The sequence below is a fragment of the Paenisporosarcina sp. genome, from assembly GCF_049671445.1.
Classification (GTDB): Bacteria; Bacillota; Bacilli; order Bacillales_A; family Planococcaceae; genus Paenisporosarcina.
The window spans coordinates 1-15,009 of record NZ_JBATUX010000048.1; the positions used below are offsets into that span (position 1 = coordinate 1).

General features: G+C 38.3%; 18 protein-coding genes and 6 tRNA genes. 1 reads left to right on the forward strand and 23 read right to left on the reverse strand.

What is annotated here, in order from left to right:
* Positions 1–54: 54 nt before the first annotated feature.
* The 21 genes from WBG45_RS06680 to acpS form a co-directional block, all read right to left on the reverse strand.
* Positions 55–127, reverse strand: a tRNA-Lys gene (locus WBG45_RS06680).
* A gap of 16 nt (positions 128–143) precedes the next feature.
* Positions 144–218, reverse strand: a tRNA-Gln gene (locus WBG45_RS06685).
* An 8-nt stretch (positions 219–226) separates the two neighbouring features.
* Positions 227–302 (reverse strand) — tRNA-Asp (locus WBG45_RS06690).
* A gap of 3 nt (positions 303–305) precedes the next feature.
* Positions 306–382: transfer RNA gene (locus tag WBG45_RS06695), tRNA-Met, on the reverse strand.
* 280 nt (positions 383–662) lie between these two features.
* A tRNA-Glu gene (locus WBG45_RS06700) sits at positions 663–737 on the reverse strand.
* A 1-nt stretch (position 738) separates the two neighbouring features.
* Positions 739–813: transfer RNA gene (locus tag WBG45_RS06705), tRNA-Asn, on the reverse strand.
* An 89-nt stretch (positions 814–902) separates the two neighbouring features.
* Positions 903–1,358, reverse strand: coding sequence for a SprT family protein (locus WBG45_RS06710; RefSeq protein ID WP_424413126.1), 456 nt, complete (start codon positions 1,356–1,358; stop codon positions 903–905).
* Positions 1,359–1,618: 260 nt separating this feature from the next.
* A complete protein-coding gene (locus tag WBG45_RS06715; protein WP_424413128.1) occupies positions 1,619–3,787 on the reverse strand; it encodes a Tex family protein in 2,169 nt (722 codons plus the stop codon).
* Positions 3,788–3,925: 138 nt separating this feature from the next.
* A complete protein-coding gene (locus WBG45_RS06720; protein ID WP_424413129.1) occupies positions 3,926–4,525 on the reverse strand; it encodes a PP2C family serine/threonine-protein phosphatase in 600 nt (199 codons plus the stop codon).
* Complete coding sequence (gene sigB, locus WBG45_RS06725; RefSeq protein WP_424413130.1) at positions 4,525–5,307, reverse strand: RNA polymerase sigma factor SigB; 783 nt, start codon at positions 5,305–5,307, stop codon at positions 4,525–4,527. The genes WBG45_RS06720 and sigB overlap by 1 nt, the downstream gene beginning before the upstream one ends.
* Positions 5,285–5,755 carry an anti-sigma B factor RsbW gene (rsbW, locus tag WBG45_RS06730; RefSeq protein ID WP_024536818.1) on the reverse strand — a complete coding sequence of 157 codons (471 nt, stop codon included), beginning with the start codon at positions 5,753–5,755 and terminating at the stop codon, positions 5,285–5,287. The genes sigB and rsbW overlap by 23 nt, the downstream gene beginning before the upstream one ends.
* A gap of 2 nt (positions 5,756–5,757) precedes the next feature.
* Positions 5,758–6,087: an anti-sigma factor antagonist gene (locus WBG45_RS06735; RefSeq protein WP_424413131.1), complete on the reverse strand. Its 330-nt coding sequence runs from the start codon at positions 6,085–6,087 to the stop codon at positions 5,758–5,760.
* A 73-nt stretch (positions 6,088–6,160) separates the two neighbouring features.
* Positions 6,161–7,165: a PP2C family protein-serine/threonine phosphatase gene (locus tag WBG45_RS06740; RefSeq protein WP_424413133.1), complete on the reverse strand. Its 1,005-nt coding sequence runs from the start codon at positions 7,163–7,165 to the stop codon at positions 6,161–6,163.
* Between the two features lie 13 nt (positions 7,166–7,178).
* The gene (locus WBG45_RS06745) at positions 7,179–7,580 is read right to left on the reverse strand and encodes an anti-sigma regulatory factor (protein WP_024536815.1); all 402 of its coding nucleotides are present in this window, start codon (positions 7,578–7,580) and stop codon (positions 7,179–7,181) included.
* Between the two features lie 2 nt (positions 7,581–7,582).
* On the reverse strand, positions 7,583–7,945 hold the full coding sequence (locus WBG45_RS06750; protein ID WP_024536814.1) for an STAS domain-containing protein: 363 nt from the start codon (positions 7,943–7,945) through the stop codon (positions 7,583–7,585).
* On the reverse strand, positions 7,942–8,772 hold the full coding sequence (locus tag WBG45_RS06755; protein ID WP_424413135.1) for an RsbT co-antagonist protein RsbRA: 831 nt from the start codon (positions 8,770–8,772) through the stop codon (positions 7,942–7,944). The genes WBG45_RS06750 and WBG45_RS06755 overlap by 4 nt, the downstream gene beginning before the upstream one ends.
* 141 nt (positions 8,773–8,913) lie before the next feature.
* Positions 8,914–9,264, reverse strand: coding sequence for a type II toxin-antitoxin system PemK/MazF family toxin (locus WBG45_RS06760; RefSeq protein WP_016429759.1), 351 nt, complete (start codon positions 9,262–9,264; stop codon positions 8,914–8,916).
* Between the two features lie 4 nt (positions 9,265–9,268).
* A complete protein-coding gene (locus WBG45_RS06765; protein WP_424413137.1) occupies positions 9,269–9,550 on the reverse strand; it encodes a transcriptional regulator in 282 nt (93 codons plus the stop codon).
* Positions 9,551–9,680: 130 nt separating this feature from the next.
* A complete protein-coding gene (gene alr, locus WBG45_RS06770; protein ID WP_424413138.1) occupies positions 9,681–10,790 on the reverse strand; it encodes an alanine racemase in 1,110 nt (369 codons plus the stop codon).
* A 41-nt stretch (positions 10,791–10,831) separates the two neighbouring features.
* Positions 10,832–11,842, reverse strand: coding sequence for a LolA family protein (locus WBG45_RS06775; RefSeq protein ID WP_424413140.1), 1,011 nt, complete (start codon positions 11,840–11,842; stop codon positions 10,832–10,834).
* A gap of 58 nt (positions 11,843–11,900) precedes the next feature.
* Positions 11,901–12,254 carry a holo-ACP synthase gene (gene acpS / locus WBG45_RS06780; protein WP_424413142.1) on the reverse strand — a complete coding sequence of 118 codons (354 nt, stop codon included), beginning with the start codon at positions 12,252–12,254 and terminating at the stop codon, positions 11,901–11,903.
* Positions 12,255–12,324: 70 nt separating this feature from the next.
* Between acpS and WBG45_RS06785 the strand changes: the two genes are divergently transcribed.
* Positions 12,325–12,936, forward strand: coding sequence for a rhomboid family intramembrane serine protease (locus WBG45_RS06785; protein ID WP_424413144.1), 612 nt, complete (start codon positions 12,325–12,327; stop codon positions 12,934–12,936).
* A gap of 8 nt (positions 12,937–12,944) precedes the next feature.
* Here WBG45_RS06785 and WBG45_RS06790 read toward each other — a convergent pair whose 3' ends face one another.
* Both WBG45_RS06790 and WBG45_RS06795 read right to left on the reverse strand, forming a co-directional pair.
* Positions 12,945–14,468 (reverse strand): PH domain-containing protein, encoded by a 1,524-nt coding sequence (locus tag WBG45_RS06790; RefSeq protein WP_424413146.1) that lies wholly within the window; start codon positions 14,466–14,468, stop codon positions 12,945–12,947.
* Positions 14,461–14,940 (reverse strand): PH domain-containing protein, encoded by a 480-nt coding sequence (locus tag WBG45_RS06795; RefSeq protein ID WP_424413148.1) that lies wholly within the window; start codon positions 14,938–14,940, stop codon positions 14,461–14,463. Before WBG45_RS06795 ends, WBG45_RS06790 begins: the two co-directional genes overlap by 8 nt.
* Positions 14,941–15,009: the final 69 nt, after the last annotated feature.

Genomic DNA, 15,009 nt, shown 5'->3' on the forward strand with positions numbered 1-15,009 from the left:
TAACGACATTTATTAGTATATCACGTTAAATCAAGAAGTCAAGCATTAAAATGATGAGCCATGTAGGATTCGAACCTACGACCCTCTGATTAAAAGTCAGATGCTCTACCAACTGAGCTAATGGCTCGCAAACTTAAGGGAAATGGCTGGGGAACCTGGATTCGAACCAGGGCGTGACGGAATCAAAATCCGTTGCCTTACCGCTTGGCTATACCCCAATAAAAAATGGCGGTCCCGACGGGAATCGAACCCGCGATCTCCTGCGTGACAGGCAGGCATGTTAACCGCTACACCACGGAACCGTTTGGTTGCGGGGGCAGGATTTGAACCTGCGACCTTTGGGTTATGAGCCCAACGAGCTACCGTGCTGCTCCACCCCGCGTCAATATTATATTGTAAACACCATGCTTCTACGCTTATGGCTTAGTGGACATCTTCCTCGGCTTTCGCCTGCGTCGATGTTACTTCGTCGTCTTCGTACGACTCGTTGCTCCACCCTCGCGACTTCTTTATGGAAGTTCGATTAGTGTTTCAACCTCGCGCTTCTTTAGATAGAAGCTTAAGCGATACAACTTCGTTAGTTGCGATTTGTTTAATAGAAGTAAAATCTAAATCACTGTCGCGTTTTCGTTATTGTCATTATAACATAGTTTTTAAAAAGTTGGTGACCCCTACGGGATTCGAACCCGTGTTACCGCCGTGAAAGGGCGGTGTCTTAACCGCTTGACCAAGGGGCCATGGCTCCGAAGGTAGGACTCGAACCTACGACCAATCGATTAACAGTCGATTGCTCTACCACTGAGCTACTTCGGAATAATGTCATGTAACTAATCGACTTTTCCTATTATAGTGAGATAGTTATTCCTCGTCAACCACTTTTGACCATTTTTTTAAAAGAATTATCACTGAACTTTTTTCAACTGTCCTGAACACTTGCCACAACGGTATTTAAGAGTATTTAAACGAATTTTCCGTCTATAGAGAAGACCACATAAAACACAACCATATACATGTTGAGCAACTTTGGTCCTTCTTTTCGCAGACCCTAAGTTTGCACAAAACCTTGGAGATTTAGTCATCTTTAATAAATCTTTAAAATCTTTATCGCGATGTTTGTAGCCTCTTCCTTCTATATGTAAATGATAATGGCACAATTCGTGTCGAATTATACCTTCAAGTTCTTCAATACCATAAAGTTCCAATGATTTCGGATTGATTTGAATGTGATGCGTTTGTAGCATATATCTGCCGCCTGTTGTTTTGAGACGACTGTTGAAATATGCTTCATGCATAAATGGTTTGTTAAAGATGGTGTTTGAGATTCTCGTTACTAGTTGTTGAAGTTCTTCGTTTGTCATACAATCCACCCTTTTAATGTTTTAGCTGTGTTAATGCTTTTGATATTCCGCAAAACACTTTCCTAGGGCGAATTAGGAGGCTCTCGGAATGCGTCCGCCTGTTTCTGTATCGCTACACTAGCTTCGAAACATAAAGGTGCGTTGCATCGCTGCACTAGCTTCGAAACATGGAAGGGCATTGTAACGGAAATCATCAGTATATTTTAACAGAGCGAATAATTTAAAACCTGCCTATCAATTTTTAATAGGCAGGTTCAATATTAATTTTGTTTTACTGGAGGCAACATTGTTAATGCAATACGCCCTTTAGTCTTTTCAACTTGTTCAACCCAAACCGTGACAATATCACCTAATGCAACGACATCTAATGGGTGTTTAACAAAGCCTTTTTTAAGTTTAGAAATGTGTACGAGACCATCTTGTTTGACACCTATGTCTACGAATGCACCAAAATCGACCACGTTACGTACTGTTCCTTGTAGCTCCATTCCACTTGCTAAGTCATCCAGTTGGAGGACATCTGTCTTAAGCAATGGTTGCGGGAACTGATCGCGTGGATCGCGCGTTGGTTTTTTTAACGTATCTACGATGTCTTTTAAAGTGATTTCCCCAATGTCTAAGCGTTCGCTTAACTCTTTCAAATTCAACTCATTTAAAGCGAGTTCAGCATCTTTTGTTCCGATTTGTGCTTTTGTTAAGCCGGCAGTTTTCAATACTTCTTCTGCACTTTGATAACTTTCCGGGTGAATACCAGTAGCGTCAAAAGGATTTTTAGCTTCCGGAATCCGTAAAAAGCCGATTGCTTGCTCATACGTTTTCGCACCTAATCTAGGAATTTTCTTTAATTGAGCTCGAGATATAAACTTACCGTTTTCATTTCTCATAATAATAACATTTTCAGCAACTGTCTTTGATAAGCCTGAAACATATTGCAACAAGGATGCGGATGCCGTGTTGATGTTAACTCCTACCTGGTTAACAGCTGTTTCAACTATAAACGTTAATGAATCATTAAGTTTCTTTTGAGAAACGTCATGTTGATACTGACCGACGCCTACTGCTTTTGGTTCGATTTTCACTAACTCTGATAGTGGATCTTGAAGTCTTCGAGCTATTGAAACTGCACTTCGTTGCTCAACTTGAAGATCTGGGAATTCCGCTCTAGCAGTATCAGAAGCTGAATACACACTCGCCCCTGCTTCGTTAACAATTACGTAAGCAACTTCTCTATCTGCTTCTTTCAGACATTCTGCAATAAATTGTTCTGATTCACGCGATGCTGTCCCATTGCCAATGGCAATAATTGAAATTGGGTATCGCTTTAATACATCTAAAATAGTCTTCTTAGACCCTTGTACATCTGCTTTAGGCGGATGCGGATAAATAACGGATACTTCTTGGAGCTTTCCAGTATCGTCTACTACTGCTAATTTGCAACCCGTTCGGTAGGCTGGATCTAGACCTAATACGACTTTACCTTTTAACGGTTGTTGTAATAATAGGTTACGTAAATTTTCAGAGAAAATATGAATGGCTTGTGTTTCGCCCTTCTCCGTTAGTTCCGTACGAATTTCACGCTCAACAGAAGGAGCGATTAAACGCTTATACGAGTCTTCGATTGCTTCCATAACTTGGACGGAGCTTGGTGAAGAACTATGTGACGGAACCCACTCCTCGCGCATGATAGTTAAAATACGATCCATTGGCGCATGCACACTAACTTTCAATATATCTTCTTTTTCACCACGATTAAGTGCAAGCACACGGTGAGGTACTATTTTCTTTACTGGTTCCGTGTAGTCGTAATACATTTCAAATACACTTTTCTCATCATTACTCTGTTTTTTTAGAGTTGAGAGGATCGAGCCTTCACTTCTTGTTAAGTTTCTAATTTTTTCGCGAATCTTTGCATCATCTGCGAATTGTTCTGCTAAAATATCGCGAGCACCTTGCAACGCTTCATCTATAGTAGATACTTCTTTTTCTTCATTAATAAAATCTTGAGCTAATTCATCAAGTTGTGTATTTGAAAAACTAAATAATAAGTTTGCCAAAGGCTCTAGTCCTTTTTCTTTTGCTATTGTTGCTTTTGTTCTGCGTTTCAACTTGTATGGTCGATACAAATCTTCTAAACGCTGAAGAACAGTGGCTGCTTGAATGGCCGCGGATAATTCTTCAGTCAGTTTTCCTTGCTCATCTATTAAACGAAGAACTTCTTCTTTACGTTGTTCAATTTGCTGTATGTAGCGGTAACGATCTTCCACTGCTTTTATTTGCACTTCATCTAATGAGCCAGTTGCTTCTTTGCGGTAGCGCGCGATGAAAGGAACTGTATTTCCTTCTTCGAGTAAATCAATAACTTGTTGTGCTTGCGCGGGTCGCACATTTGTCTCTTTTGCAATTCTTTGCATCAATTGTTTTGTATCCATTTGACTCATCCTTTCTTTACACTTTTCTATTTTATCATTAGAAAATCACAACATGCACCCACAACGGTAAAACTTGACCACCTTTTCTTATGTAACACCCAATCATCTTTTCTAAAAACGCAAAAAACCTACTCCATTTTATTGGAGCAGGCTTCCTGCGATAAATGTTGCATCGTCACCATGTTCGATGGTGTGAATTAATGTTTGATGTAAATCGTATGCACCTGAACAATTTTGCATGGTAGTTTTCGGATTCCCTAGTACTACACCGTCAGAATGGAACAAAAATAAATCACCTGGCTTATAGTCATAAGTTTGTGTTTTTATCTTTTGAGGTCTTCCAGATAAATAACCCATGACAGGTAAGGGATAGATCATTTTGTCATCATCTCTCCGTGTCATGTAAAACTTAATGTTTCCTACACAACTATATTGGATTGTTTTGGCTTTAAAATCCACTTTAACAATCGCGACTGCAGCACCACGCTTTTGAAACATTAGCTCATTGCATCTCAATAGCAATTCATCTATCGTTTCGTGATGATGCTTAGCTAAAATCATGGGAATGATTTCAGACGACTGTCTTGCGATTGGTCCGTTACCTAGACCGTCAGCAATTGCACACAAAAAGTAATCCCCATTCATATACGTAAAATACGTATCTCCTGATTCATTATTTCCTTCTTTGGCCTCTTGATAGACGAATACTTCTAAATAAGGGTGTCGTATAGAATCCATTACGATATTCCACCAGCCGCTTGTATGGCATCTTGTAACTTTTTGATAGCTTTACGTTGTAATCGAGAAACATGCATTTGAGAAATCTCGAGTTTATCGCCCGCTTCTTTTTGGCTTAACTGATCAATATATGTATATTGAATGACTTGTTTTTCTCGTTCAGACAGAACACTTAACGCATTCGCTACTAACATTCGCTGATCAGTTTTCTCAAATCCATCGTCTTGTTGTCCAATAACGTCAAATAAAGTGATACTACTTCCGTCAGAATCCGATTCAAGGGAATGATCCATTGATAAAGCTTGATAGCTTCTTCCCATTTCCATTGCTTCTAATACATCGTCTTCTTCGACTTCTAAGTATTCAGCAATCTCAATAACTTTAGGAGAACGTTGTAGTTCTGTTGTTAAAGTTTCTACAGCAGATTTAATACGTGGCCCTAATTCTTTTATACGACGTGGGACATGTACTGCCCAAGTTTTATCACGCAAAAAGCGTTTGATTTCGCCTATTATCGTAGGAACAGCGAAGGCTTCAAACGTTCTGCCAAATTCGGGATCGTATCGACGTATTGCACCAAGTAAACCTAACATACCAACCTGTACAATGTCTTCATGATACGATTTTCCATTTGAGTATTTACGTGCAATTGATTCAACTAAACGTTGATAATTTAGCACCAAATTAGTTTGTGCATCTTCATCTTCAGTTTCTTGATATGCTTTAATCCACTCTAAAATCTGTTCTTTTGTTTGATGATTAGGAGGAGATAGTTTCGACATTCTCTTCCACCTGCTCTTCTCCGACATATTTTGTCATAAAGACAGTTACGCCCTCTTGATGGTGGACTTTCACCTCATCCATTAATGTCTCGATTAAGTATAGTCCGAGGCCACCTTCGCGTAAAAACTGCACTTCTTGGTTTTCATTGTATGGGCCTACTTTGGCTTTCGTCTCTTCAAAGTTGAAGCTTTTGCCATGATCAGCCACCATGATTTCAATTTTATCTGGGTAAAGTGCACAACCAACTACTACTTCGCCTTCGTCGACTTCGGCGTAAGCATGTTGCACAGCATTTGTAATCGCTTCAGAAGAAGCAATTTTCAAATCTTCTATATCATCGTAAGTAAATCCGATACGACTTGCTAAACCCGAAATAGTTAGGCGAGCAACGCCTACATATTGGGGTTTTGCCGGAACTCGAATTTCTACGTAATCAAATGGTCTCATGATTAGTTTCCACCTTTATCATCTGTCTCAATATCCATTATTTCTCCAAGACCTGTAATATCAAATAATCTTTTTAGACGAGGAGATAGTCCTGTTAGTTTTACATGACCATTGTTTGCATTGATGTTTTTGAAAAAAGCAACAATAACTCCAAGTCCAGTACTATCCATATATGATACATCCGACATATCTAATTCAGCTTGTAAACCTTCTTTAGCCTGCACTGTCGCTAGTTTTTCACGTAAAATAGGTGCAGTAAAAGCATCAATTTCACCACTAATAAAACCTTTAACAACATTTTCTTCTTCTTTTAACACAACTTGAACATTCATCTATTAGCACCCCGTAATCTACATATCATCTTTGTATTCTTTGGTTACCACAATTTCATCAACTTGAAACCTTTTAACTAGTTTTTTTATAAATAACTAGTGTGAAGTCATCACGAAGCTCAAAGTTTTGCATCTTTTCCAATTCTTTAAATACTGAATCCACAATTGTTTGTGCACTTTCATGACGTAAAGAATGAATTAATGATGCAATAAATTCTTGTTCAATGAAACCTTCATCCGTTCTGCATTCGGTTACTCCATCTGTCATCATAACGACAAAGTCACCAATCTCCATTTTCACTTCATGTTGCTTATAAATCACATTCGGAACAACGCCTAGCAATAAACCTTTTGCATGGAGCTCAGAGAATTCATCTTTTTTAGCATCGAAAAAAAGAGCAGGTTCATGACCTGCTGATGCGTATGTAAAAATAGATTTTTCAACATTGTAGCGACCATAGAACATGGATATGAACATATCGTCATCGACACTTTTTTCAACGATGCGATTAATAATATCTAATACTTTATCCGGGTCGGAAGTTGAATCCTGCAAACTATCCATCCCGTACTTAATCATGGACATGCATAGTGCAGCTGGAATTCCTTTCCCTATGACATCCGCAACCGCAACTCCTGCATTGGACTTATTATCACTAAGGAAGTAAATATAATCACCATTCATTTTCCGAGCAGGTACTGATACTAATCCAATTTCAAGTCCACTAACTTCAGGAACAGTTGTTTTCAACAAAGTACGTTGAACATTAGCCGCCAAATCCATTTCAACTTTCATTTCTTCTTGTTGTTGGATTAGACTTTGATGTTCTGCATGAGCAAGCCCATACCGAATCATCATTTCAATTAGCAAATCAAATGAATGCCATACATTCATGGGCAACTCAGGAAACATTTCTTCTAAAGCTGCCTTATGTATGCTAATTACGTCTTCAGGGGCTATGTTTTTTTGTATTAGTTGACGACTAAAGTTCTGCCCTGCATATAAGTTTTGCTCCGTTTGGCGCATTACATATTGTCTGAGTATTTCTTTATATTGCCGTCCAATTTCTTGAGGCATTTACTCTAACCTCCTAACGAATCCACTTAGTTGCTTTAATAACAGTTCCTTCGCCTAAAACTGTTTCTATTTTAAAATCATCCATTAAACGTTTGACTCCAGGCATACCTGCACCTAAGCCACCAGAAGTAGAGAATCCATCTTCCATCACTTTTCGAACATCGGGAATTCCCGGTCCTTCATCTGATGCGATAATAATAATGCCAAATGCTCCGCCTTCTGATATACGTTCAATTTCGATTTTACCTTTTCCCGCGTATAGGTAAATATTACGAGCAAGTTCACTAATTGCTGTAGTAATACGTGCTTGGTCAACCGTGCCAAAGCCAACTTCTTTTGCTTCATTACGACCAAGTTGCCTTGCTGCAACAATGTCCCACTCAGTTAAAATTTCTACAGAAGAGCGATACCCCATAATTATGCCTCCAATTCTCGTTGGAGTTTTTCAAGACCATTTTCTAAGTCTAGAGCTGTCATAACGTCTTCTAAACGAATACCTAATTCAATCAGTGTAATAGCTACTGCAGGTTGAATACCTGTAATAACCACTTTAGCACCCATTAAACCAGACATACTAATAACGTCACCGAGAACTTTAGCAATAAATGAGTCTATAAAATCGATTGGTGTCAAATCAATTACAACACCACGCGCACTAGTTTCGTGCATTTTCGTTAGTAAATCTTCTTGGAATTGAAGAGCAGTTTGATCATCTAGCTCCCATTGAATAGAAACAATAAGAGTATCTTTTAATTTCAAGATTGGAATTCGTAAGTTCAATCTTCTTCCACCTCCACGATTTTGCGGTTTGTCCAAGCTAAGGCTTGTTCAACTCCACGTTGCAATGTGCTTGTTGTTGTAAAATCTTTTAAGTTGATGCCTAAAGTCACAATTGTTTGTGCAATTTCAGGACGTATTCCAACAAGCATACACTTCGCTCCAACTAAACGAACTGCATCTGCTGCTTGGATAATGTGATGCGCGACCATTGTGTCAACAACCGGTACACCCGTGATATCTAATAACACTACTTCAGCTCTGTGTTTTACGACACCGTCCAATAAGTTTTCCATGATTAATTTTGCACGTTCCGTGTCGATCGTTCCGACAAGTGGCATAACAGAAATTTTATCAAATACAGGAATCAATGAAGCTGATAATTCTTGAAGTGCAATTTTTTGCAACTGCACTGTGCGTTCCCACGTTTTTGCATACGTTTCAAGAATCCCATCGCGCATTGGTGTAATCCAATCAGTGAAGAGCATGACATATTCCTTCATGTTTGATTCTGTGATTGTTTCGTTGCTTTCTAACATTTCATAAACAACGTGAGCGAAGTGATTGATTGCTTTCATCACAAAGCTTATTGACCAGCCAAATCGAACCACTTTGTTGGTAAATTCCTTTAAGCGATTGTCATAATTATTCTCGCCTTCAAACAGGTTAGAAATCATCAATTCCGCAAATTCGCGACTTGTTTTATTAATGACTTCATCTGACATTACTTGAAAAAAGCGTTCCTCAGAATCTTCTTTCATCATTTCTTGCCATTTATTTAGTATTTCTTCGAGATTATCTTGAATGAATGTAGCCATATTTTTATTCATATTCGATGATGATGCCTCCTATAACTAATTTTATTCTACCTATCATTGTATCTGAAAACTGCCAACTACACACGTTTTTTAATTCATAGCAAAAAAACACCGTACGGAAAAGCTCCGTACGATGTCTCCTCATATGTATGACTAAAACTTCACAAGGCCAAGACTTATTTCAAGCGCCTCATCTACCTCTTCCATCAGAACATCATCTAGCTGAGTAATTTTATCTGTCAGCCGCGATTTATCAATCGTACGCAATTGTTCAAGCAAAATAACGGAATCCCGTTCAAATCCATACTTTTTAGCATTGATTTCTACATGTGTTGGTAATTTTGCTTTTTGAATTTGCGCAGTGATAGCCGCAATGATGACCGTTGGGCTGAAACGATTTCCAATATCGTTTTGAATCACCAGAACGGGTCTAGTACCACCTTGTTCAGACCCGACTACTGGCGATAAGTCAGCAAAAAAAACGTCACCACGTTTTACGTTCAAGATTTCATCCTCCGCTTACGAGACGCTCCACAGTATGCTCCGCTTCATATTCTAAATGTAAACACTCGCTTGCAATGGACAAGTTAATATGCGACATTTCAACGTAGCCTTTAATCATCGCTTCTCGTATAAGATTTGGTTGAACCTGTTTAATATGTTTTTTTGTCGAAAAATAAACAAACTCTTCTGGTCCTGCAAGTTGTTGCACTTTCTGTCTATCAAGATCGCTCACAAATTGTCTTGGAAGTTTCACAATAACTTCCTTTGTTTCTCTCTTTTCATTCACAGTCAACACCTCCGACAAACCCGTCCCTCTTTTCAATACTTTTCTATCTTACCATTCTATACATACAATGAGAAGACAAAGAAGGAAAATATCTGACAATATTTTTAGAATAGTCGGTTTTTGTCGAGTACTATGATGTGTATATCCTTGGCACTCGATTTGTGAGGACACAAGGAATTTCGTAGGTAATTGTTTGCAGTTTTTGCGCCCATTCTTCAATGGTAATTTGCTCAGTTCCTTGTCTTCCAATTAACACGACAGGCTCGCCAATTGGCACCTGTCCATTTAAACGAACCATACATTGATCCATACAGATTCGACCAATGACTGGCACCCTCTTACCTTGAATTAACACAGCTTGACCATTCAGTCCTCGCAGCATTCCATCCGCATAACCAATTGGAAGAGTAGCAATCCACTCGTCTTTTTCAGCTGTGTAGGTAGCTCCGTAACTAATTGTTGTGCCTGCTGTTACTTTTTTAACGAACGCAACTTCTGTGTGCAAAGACATGGCTTGACCTAAAGTAAAAGGTAGTTCATTGCTCACATACGCCGATGGAGATAATCCATACATAGAAATTCCGAAGCGTACCGCATCAAATAAAGACTCTTTTTGTGTGAGTGCAGCTGCACTATTTGCTGTATGAACGCATTTCGGTCTTTCAGGAAAGAGTTGCAAAAACGTATTAAACTTCGCCAATTGGTTTGTGAATTGTTCGGTATTTTCTTCATCAGCGGTTGCAAAGTGCGTAAAAACACCATCAATCAGCACATCTGATCGCTGATGAATGGTTTGAATAAGGTTATTTAAATCTGATTCCGTTGTAACGCCTAACCTTCCCATGCCGGTGTCGATTTTAATATGAACTTTCAACTTTTTGGGTAAGGTCGGAATGTGAAGAAACCACTCTTTTTGAAAAACAGTGACTGTAATATCTTGTTCACTTGCTAAAACAGCAAAAGCTGGAGGTGATGCCCCCATCACAAGAATGGGCGATTCGATGCCAAGTGCTCGCAATCGAATCGCTTCATCTGGTGTGGCAACGGCAAGCATACTTGCTCCGACTTCCAATGCCGCTTTCGACACTTCAAAATCACCATGGCCATATCCATTTGCTTTAACTACAGCTATTACATGAATAGACCGAATAATATGTTTCTTCAAATTCAGTATGTTCATTTTTATTTCATTCAAATCAATTTGTGCGTAGGTTGGTCGATAAAAATTAGTAGGTTGCATCTTCATTCCTCATTTAGGGTTCGATAGTTAGTATGGTAGGTTTATTTCATATCTGATGCTGTCATTGAAGAAGCAACAGTCATCATTTCTTCACGTGTCATTGTGTCTGAAGCTAAGAAGAATTGGATACCTTCTTGTTCCCAAGAGATAGATTGATCTGTGATTGCACCAATCGCAAAACCTAAATCAGCTGGATCACCAGGTGCAAAGACAGGAACTAAATCCACGGATTTCTTCGTTATTGGCGACTGGATAATTGTGAACTCTTTCTCTCCACCATAAGTTAAAATGACGCGTTCTTGTTTATCATCTTTTACCACTTTTTCTTCAAGCTTATCTACGCCTTCCCATTGGAGAGTAGGATAGTGAGTTTGGAAGACTGGTAACTCTTCATCAGTACTAGCTGTTTCGTTTTCAGTCGTTTCTTCTGATGGCATATCTGCTTTGTAATCAGCAGCGTTTCTAGAAGTTCCCAATGTAATCTTATCAAATGTGATAAGAATTTGTTGCTCTTTTTGATCGTTTAAGATGGAAACTTTAGTTGGAAGTAATGTTTTCTTACTGATATAAATTTGTTGAGTTGGCAACATTTTTTGATGGCTGTTTCTTGTTTTCGTTTCAAAAATATACGAATTTTTGTTTTCCGTCATAACGGATTCTTTATCAGCTTTAATGTCTTTTGCAAGAGAACCAATTAAGTAGGCTTGGCTATTTTTTTCCGGCCAGTCACTCTGGAATTTATACGTCTTCCCAAGTGTTGGAGTAATGACAAAGACACCTTCTTTATTTCTCACAATCGTTTGCGATACATCTTCACCAGTTTGACTAACTTTCACACGATAAAACTCAGGTTTCGTATGCCATACATTTACTTCATAAAGACGAGGTTCTGAACCAGTACTAATTTCCATCTTCGCGTCTAACTCATAGCCTTTTGTTTCAACCCACTTACTACTCAACTTCTTCAACACATCTTCTTTTGACTCAGCACCACAAGCTGTCAAGAAAACCACTAACAGTATTACTAATCCTGCAAATAAACGGTTACGCAATAAATTCACCCTTTCTCATATCGATCCGTTAAAACATCTTATGAAAGAGGGACAGGGATTATTCAACCAATATTACTTGTGCTGCGGCGAATTGTTTTGTATGGGTGATGCTAACATGGCCAGCTACTTCTTTCCCTTTAAAAAATAACATAGGTTTTCCAACGTCATTTGACAACACATTTATATCTTGAAAGCTACAATTCTTACCAATTCCTGTCCCAAGCGCTTTTGCGAATGCTTCTTTCGCTGAAAAACGGCCAGCCAAGAATTCAATTTGCCTCGTGTTATTTAATTTCTCAAATCGTTTTAATTCCTCAGTAGTTAATATACGTTGCTTAAATTTCGAAGATCGCTCGTGTGCTGCGATAATTCGTTCAATTTCTGTCACATCTAAACCAATTCCTTTAATCATGCACCACTTCTCCTTTCAACCAATTGCCATTTCGCGGTATAATATACACATACAAAATCGAGGTGAATACATGTTTAGTCGTACAGAAAATTTCCAACAATACATTAAGTTGTACCCAGTAGTTTCTACCATTATTGCACTTAATATCATCATCCATGTATTATCCATGATTCCGATTCTGGGTGATTTAATATTCAATTATGGCGCGGGGGCTAATTACTTAATATCTGATGGACAATGGTGGCGTTTTATTACACCTATGTTTTTACATGCTGGTTTTTTACATTTGCTCTTTAATATGTTCTCATTGTATTTATTTGGACCAGAACTTGAAAAACTGGCGGGTAAATTACGTTTCTTAAACATTTATTTTATGGCTGGATTATTTGGCACAGTCGCCACTTTCCTCTTACAGGAAGCTTCATATATACATGTCGGTGCTAGTGGTGCTATTTATGGACTACTTGGAGCATTTGGTGCACTTGTGTATTATGCACGAAATACACTACCTCAACTCAAACAAATCATTTTACCAATTATCGTTATCAGTATCATCATGACGTTTTTAACACCAAACATCAATGCGACTGCCCATTTAACAGGGTTGGCTGTTGGTTTCTTAATCGGATTAAGTTACTTTCATCCAAAACGCATTATCGGATGGAAAAAAAGAAAAAGATAGGACAGCCCTCATTGCGGCTGTCCTTTTTCTATGACTGCATGACCAGAGGGTTCGTACCACGTCATGACTTCTTCAATATCTTCAATTTGTAAGTGTTCTACCTGCGCGGTTGCTCCTAACATTCCCGATTTAATCGTGGTTTCAATAGAGGCAAGAGCTTTTCTTTTTTGAAAAGGACTTTGTCTCATTTCAAGAGATTGCATGCGCTTTTTTTCTATAAAGAACGTGTACTTACTAAAACTTCTGTATCTAAGTGACAGTTGATTTCGACTGATCGAAAGCCCTGCCGATCGATGTTGCCAAAGGCCAAGTAGTAAAAACATCGGAACCAAGAGCAACGATAATAAGCCGTAAGGATAATAGAAATAACTAATACCCACTATAACTGGTACAATCCAAATAAAGTCGAGTCGATAATAAAATGGTTTAGCCCGCTTTGGAGACGTTGTCCAGACGGGTTCAAAATCAAAATCAGCAAACAATTGATTTAGTGGTTGCTTGATTTTGTTCTTCTTTACAAGAGGAAACAAGCGAATTTTTTTATCTTGATCATCTATTGATCCTCCAGCACTCTCCACAATTACAGTGCAATATCCAAACAATTGACGTAATGGATTCTCAACAATACGGACGCCTTGAACACGTCCAATCGGTATGGTTACTTTTTTCTTCTCTAATAACCCACGAGTCAATACAATCTGGTCGTTTTCTTGAATAATTGTAAACTGATAATAATTAAGCGTTGTCAGTATCACAGAAATAATCCAAGAGAATATTAAAAATGCAAAGATGCTAATAGCGATAATAAAAAAACCAAACTTTAAAAACACGATAACTTCATCATAAATTACGTTGTACGGAATTATATCGGAGAATTGCGTCATAAACACGGCAACTCCCGAAAATACAACGCCAATCCCTCCAGAAGTAGCTGCAAGTATGAGGAGGTCTTTCATATTCATTTTGAATATGGTGACACTATTGCTTTTTGATTCTTCATCCCTTTGGTTATTAGGTGTTTCATGCATTTCGTCTACTTGCCCTTTGCTCAATTTACGTTTTTTCGCAAATGCTAATTCCATTTCAATTTGATTCGCAGCTTCTTTTGTAATGGCTGTTAGTTCTGCCTCAGCTTCTGTTGCGGAACCAGAACCCGCAGTCTCAATCGTAACTTTTACCAGTTTAAAAGGACGGTGGAGTATGCTTTCTGTGTAATTGAAACTTTGTATTCGTTCAAAAGGAATATATCTTTTCTTCTTTACAAATAGTCCATACTCAATTCGTAATTCATCATCTTCAAACCAATAAACAAAGCGTTTCCATTTGATTACACCGCTTAATAAAATAAATAATAATACCAGTACCCCTATGATATAGGGAATATAACTAGTCCAATGTCCATCTGAAGACGAACTTCCTTGAAATCCATTTGCTACAAACACAATAACAAAAGGAAAGATCAAATCTTTTAAGCCTTTCGTAAAATTAACAACAGCAGAAATCGGATGAAGCTTATAACGTTCTTTAGACATCATCTTCCGCCACCCTTGCAAGTGTCGATATGCGACTTCTCAACTCATCAGCTTCACTTGTGATAAGAGCAGGAATCGTGTGGTTCGTTGCAGCAGTTGAAATTGTAATGGAAGCTAAATCATATTTTCGCAAAATCGGTCCTTGTTGTGTGTCTACATGTTGGACACGAACCATTGGGACGAGGACTCTTCTGACGATAAATAACCCATACTGAAGTTCGATTTCTTGTTCCCGTACTTCATATCGCCATCTTAACCATCTTAATTTGGGAAATAGATAAACAAATACATATGTATATAGTAGTGGGAGTAAAATACAAATAATCAATACCCATAGCGGGCCTTCTAGCCACCAATTTAATACGCCAATACCTATCGCTATTAATACAATAACGGCTGAGTGTATCACTCCATACAACCGCCAAACTTTTAATCCTTTAGGTGAAATTTGATTCATTGGTTCATTCCTCATCTAAACACCAACTTTCTCTCTATACATACGATTTTACAGGAAAAATGTTTCATTATAAATGCATATCTT